Here is a 3,480-nt window from a genome sequence, read left to right on the forward strand (position 1 = left end):
ACTTTGCGTAAGTACTTTGCGTAAGTACGCCCGGGAGGATTCGAACCTCCAATCTGCGGATTCGTAGTCCGACGCTCTATCCAGTTGAGCTACGGGCGCAACTTAAAACGTAGAACATAGAAGTTAGAACTTAGAAGTAGTCTATTGTTCTTTGTTCTATGTTGTTCTGCCTCAAACCTTAATCCCACATCCTGGTTCTACGTTCTCGCTTCTAAGTTTAGAGCGTTTGCTCGCGTGCGAGTTCTTCGATCTTAGATCTGAGATCTTAGATGAAAAGTACGCCCCAGAGGAATCGAACCTCTAACCCACGGATTAAGAGTCCGTTGCTCTACCTAGTTGAGCTAGGGGCGCGTCTTTGTATCAGCAGTCCTAAGTCTTTATGTATCAGTTTTAGGTAGATAAGTCAAGCAACGGATTTCAAAGAACATAAAGCAGAAATCGCTTTCCACAACCAGTAAAGGGAGACTCACGAAGGGCGTTACCCTTTACGCGAATCTCCCCTTTTAATCAGGTTTTTGCCTAAGCATTCCTTTCTTCAAATACTGGCAGGAAAAGCTCCTGCGCCAAAAACATGATACGGGCTATGCGCAAATTTGTCAAGGGCTTATTTGACCCGGAACGCACAATATCTCACATCAACAAGGGGCAACGGGGTTGTTCTCTCTGTCTGCTATCTATGTTGACGGTGGGGCTGTTTGCCTATATCATCACCAATGTGAGATTTGATCTGACATTTGAGACAATCAGAAAGGCTCTTTCTCTGCCTTTGCCCGGCAGACCAGCACAGTTGAAGATGTCAACTCAACCCAGGCCGGGAAATAGGCTGCCTTTTGAGGAGTCAAAGCTCAGGGACGGAGCGGTTCTCATCATCACATACCCCATCAAGGAAAAGCTCCATCTGGCTCTGACCAAACGAACACAATCGGTTGCTTCACATAAGGGCCACATATCTTTCCCGGGTGGTGCAAGAGAACCCGATGAGGCCCTGCTGCAAACGGCTCTGAGGGAGTGTGAAGAAGAGATAGGCGTGGATCTGCTGGAAGACTCTGTGATTGGGACACTCTCAGTTCTTCACGTACCCGTAAGTGGCTACAGGGTAAAGCCATTCGTAGCCATCAGTGAGAAAAGGCCCCTGTTCCATCCAGACCCCAGAGAAGTAAAGGAAATTATCGAGGTCCCCATTGACTTATTTCTGAACGAAAAGAACATTTCACGGGAATGGCAGACTCATCAAAATAGGAAAATGCTCGTTCCCTTTTACAGACACGGCAACAACAAGATCTGGGGCGCCACAGCGATGATACTTTCTGAGTTCGCAGAACTGCTGCTGAAAGTGGTTGAACCTTGACTTCCGAATTCTTATAATCGGCAGGTGAGTATGAAAATCGCAATTGCCCAGATTAACGCTACCGTGGGAGACCTGCAGGCCAATACTGACCTGGCAATAAGAAACATCCGACGTGCCAGTGACGAAGGGGCAGACCTTGTGGTGTTTCCTGAGCTGACCATAACAGGATACCCTCCGAAGGATCTGCTCTTGAAGGGGAGGTTCATCGAAAGAAACAAGGAGATGCTCAACTTGATTTTGCCGGAGTGCGACGAAATCGCATGCATAATCGGATTTGTGGACTATGCTTCAGTTGAGCGACCCGTTGACACTTATGACTTCTCTTCTCCGTACCACTTCTCCAAACGTGTCTTGTACAATTCGGCCGCATTCATAAGGACCAAAAAGATACGCGGCGTGCAGCACAAATCAAAGCTCCCAAACTATGACGTCTTCGACGAAAGAAGATACTTCGAACCTGCCAAAGAATGGAATCTCTTTGAAATCGCTTCCACAAGATTTGGCATAAGCATCTGTGAAGACATCTGGGTTGATGATGGTCCTACCAGCAAGCAGGCGGAAATGGGTGCAGACCTTATTATCAGTATATCTGCCTCTCCATTCTACACTGGAAAACTGAAGGTTCGAACAGAACTCCTGGCCAAGAGGGCGCGCGAAAACCAGGTGTCAATTCTCTATGTCAACATGGTTGGGGGTCAGGACGACCTTGTATTCGACGGAGGAAGCTGCTTCTTTAATAAGAACGGCGAACAGATACACGTATGCAAAAGGTTTGCCGAAGACTTCACAGTGATTGATGGGACTCCAAAGGAAGCGGTTACAATTAAGGATGAACCCGTTTCAGAAATACACGACGCTCTGGTCTTAGGGATAAGGGACTATGTGAGGAAGAACTCCTTCACCAAGGTCGTGCTGGGATTGAGTGGCGGAATCGATTCTTCAGTTGTTGCGGCCCTCGCCGCGGAAGCAGTGGGACCTGAGAATGTCACGGCCCTGATGATGCCCAGCAGAATATCATCAAAGTCGAGCGTCATCGATGCCGAGCAGTTCGCTCAGAACCTTGGAATTGAGACCCGCCTCATCCCAATATCAAATATTTATGATTCATACATGAAGACCCTGAAAAAAGAGTTCACCGGCACCAGCCCATCAGTTGCAGAGGAAAACATACAGGCAAGAATCAGAGGCAATATCCTGATGGCAATCTCGAACAAATTTGGACACCTTCTTCTGACCACCGGGAATAAGTCCGAGATGGCAGTAGGATATGTCACGCTTTACGGCGACCTCGCTGGCGGACTGGCCCCTTTGTCCGACGTCACAAAGATGAGCGTTTACGCACTTGCTTCCTATATTAATGAGAGAGCAGGGACAGGACTGATACCCGAAGCCATAATCAAAAAGGAACCTTCTGCCGAACTGAGGCCCGACCAGCAGGATTCTGACGACCTTCCGCCCTATCGTGTTCTAGACAGAATATTACAGGCCTACGTCGAGGAAAACATGTCCAGCGATGAGATAGTCAAGCTGGGACTTGATAAGGAAACAGTTGAGGACGTGATAAGGCGGGCTGACCAGAGCGAATTCAAGAGAAAACAGGCACCGATCGGTATAAAGATAACCCCCAAAGCCTTCGGTTTCGGCAGACGCATGCCGATTACCAACAACTATAAACCATAGACAAACCACAAACTGCAAAACGCCCACTCCCCCTCCCCGATACCATCTGTCATTCTCGAGTCCAAAAGGCCCGGCTTCTCCAGAGAAAAGACGGGGCATTTTTGATCCTTCGTCGGCACAAGCCGACGGAGGACAAGCGGACCCAGTCCAAGCAATCTCCCGAAAACCGGGTGTCATTCTGAGCGCCAGCGAAGAATCTGCTTTGGAAAAGCCTTCACCATCAGTCACTGAGAAATAGGTCTGCCAATTTCGTAATTTCGGGTGAGGCGGGCGGCACGGGTGGCGAATTTCGCAATTTTATATTTTCGCGTCAGTAGTCTTACGTGCGCAGGATCGGGGGAGCAAACAGCCCTTGACAATGTCTCCCTCTCTTGATAGAGTGAAATAGCGGTGAACCATTTTCCATGTATCGAGAAACGATAAAAGAAAAAGGAGGTCGGGATGGAATTCCA

General features: G+C 48.4%; 2 protein-coding genes and 2 tRNA genes. 2 read left to right on the plus strand and 2 right to left on the minus strand.

The genetic code is table 11. The features are described 5' to 3' along the window. Positions 1–25 precede the first annotated feature (25 nt). Both E3J62_11355 and E3J62_11360 read right to left on the minus strand, forming a co-directional pair. A tRNA-Arg gene (locus E3J62_11355) sits at positions 26–99 on the minus strand. A gap of 178 nt (positions 100–277) precedes the next feature. Then, positions 278–351, minus strand: a tRNA-Lys gene (locus tag E3J62_11360). A 220-nt stretch (positions 352–571) separates the two neighbouring features. On the opposite strand from E3J62_11360, the gene E3J62_11365 reads away from it, so the two are divergent. Then, on the plus strand, positions 572–1,348 hold the full coding sequence (locus E3J62_11365; GenBank protein ID TET44063.1) for a CoA pyrophosphatase: 777 nt from the start codon (positions 572–574) through the stop codon (positions 1,346–1,348). A 30-nt stretch (positions 1,349–1,378) separates the two neighbouring features. Then, a complete protein-coding gene (locus E3J62_11370; GenBank protein TET44064.1) occupies positions 1,379–3,028 on the plus strand; it encodes an NAD+ synthase in 1,650 nt (549 codons plus the stop codon). Positions 3,029–3,480: the final 452 nt, after the last annotated feature.

The organism is candidate division TA06 bacterium, from assembly GCA_004376575.1.
Taxonomy (GTDB): Bacteria; Hydrothermota; DG-26; order E44-bin18; family E44-bin18; genus E44-bin18.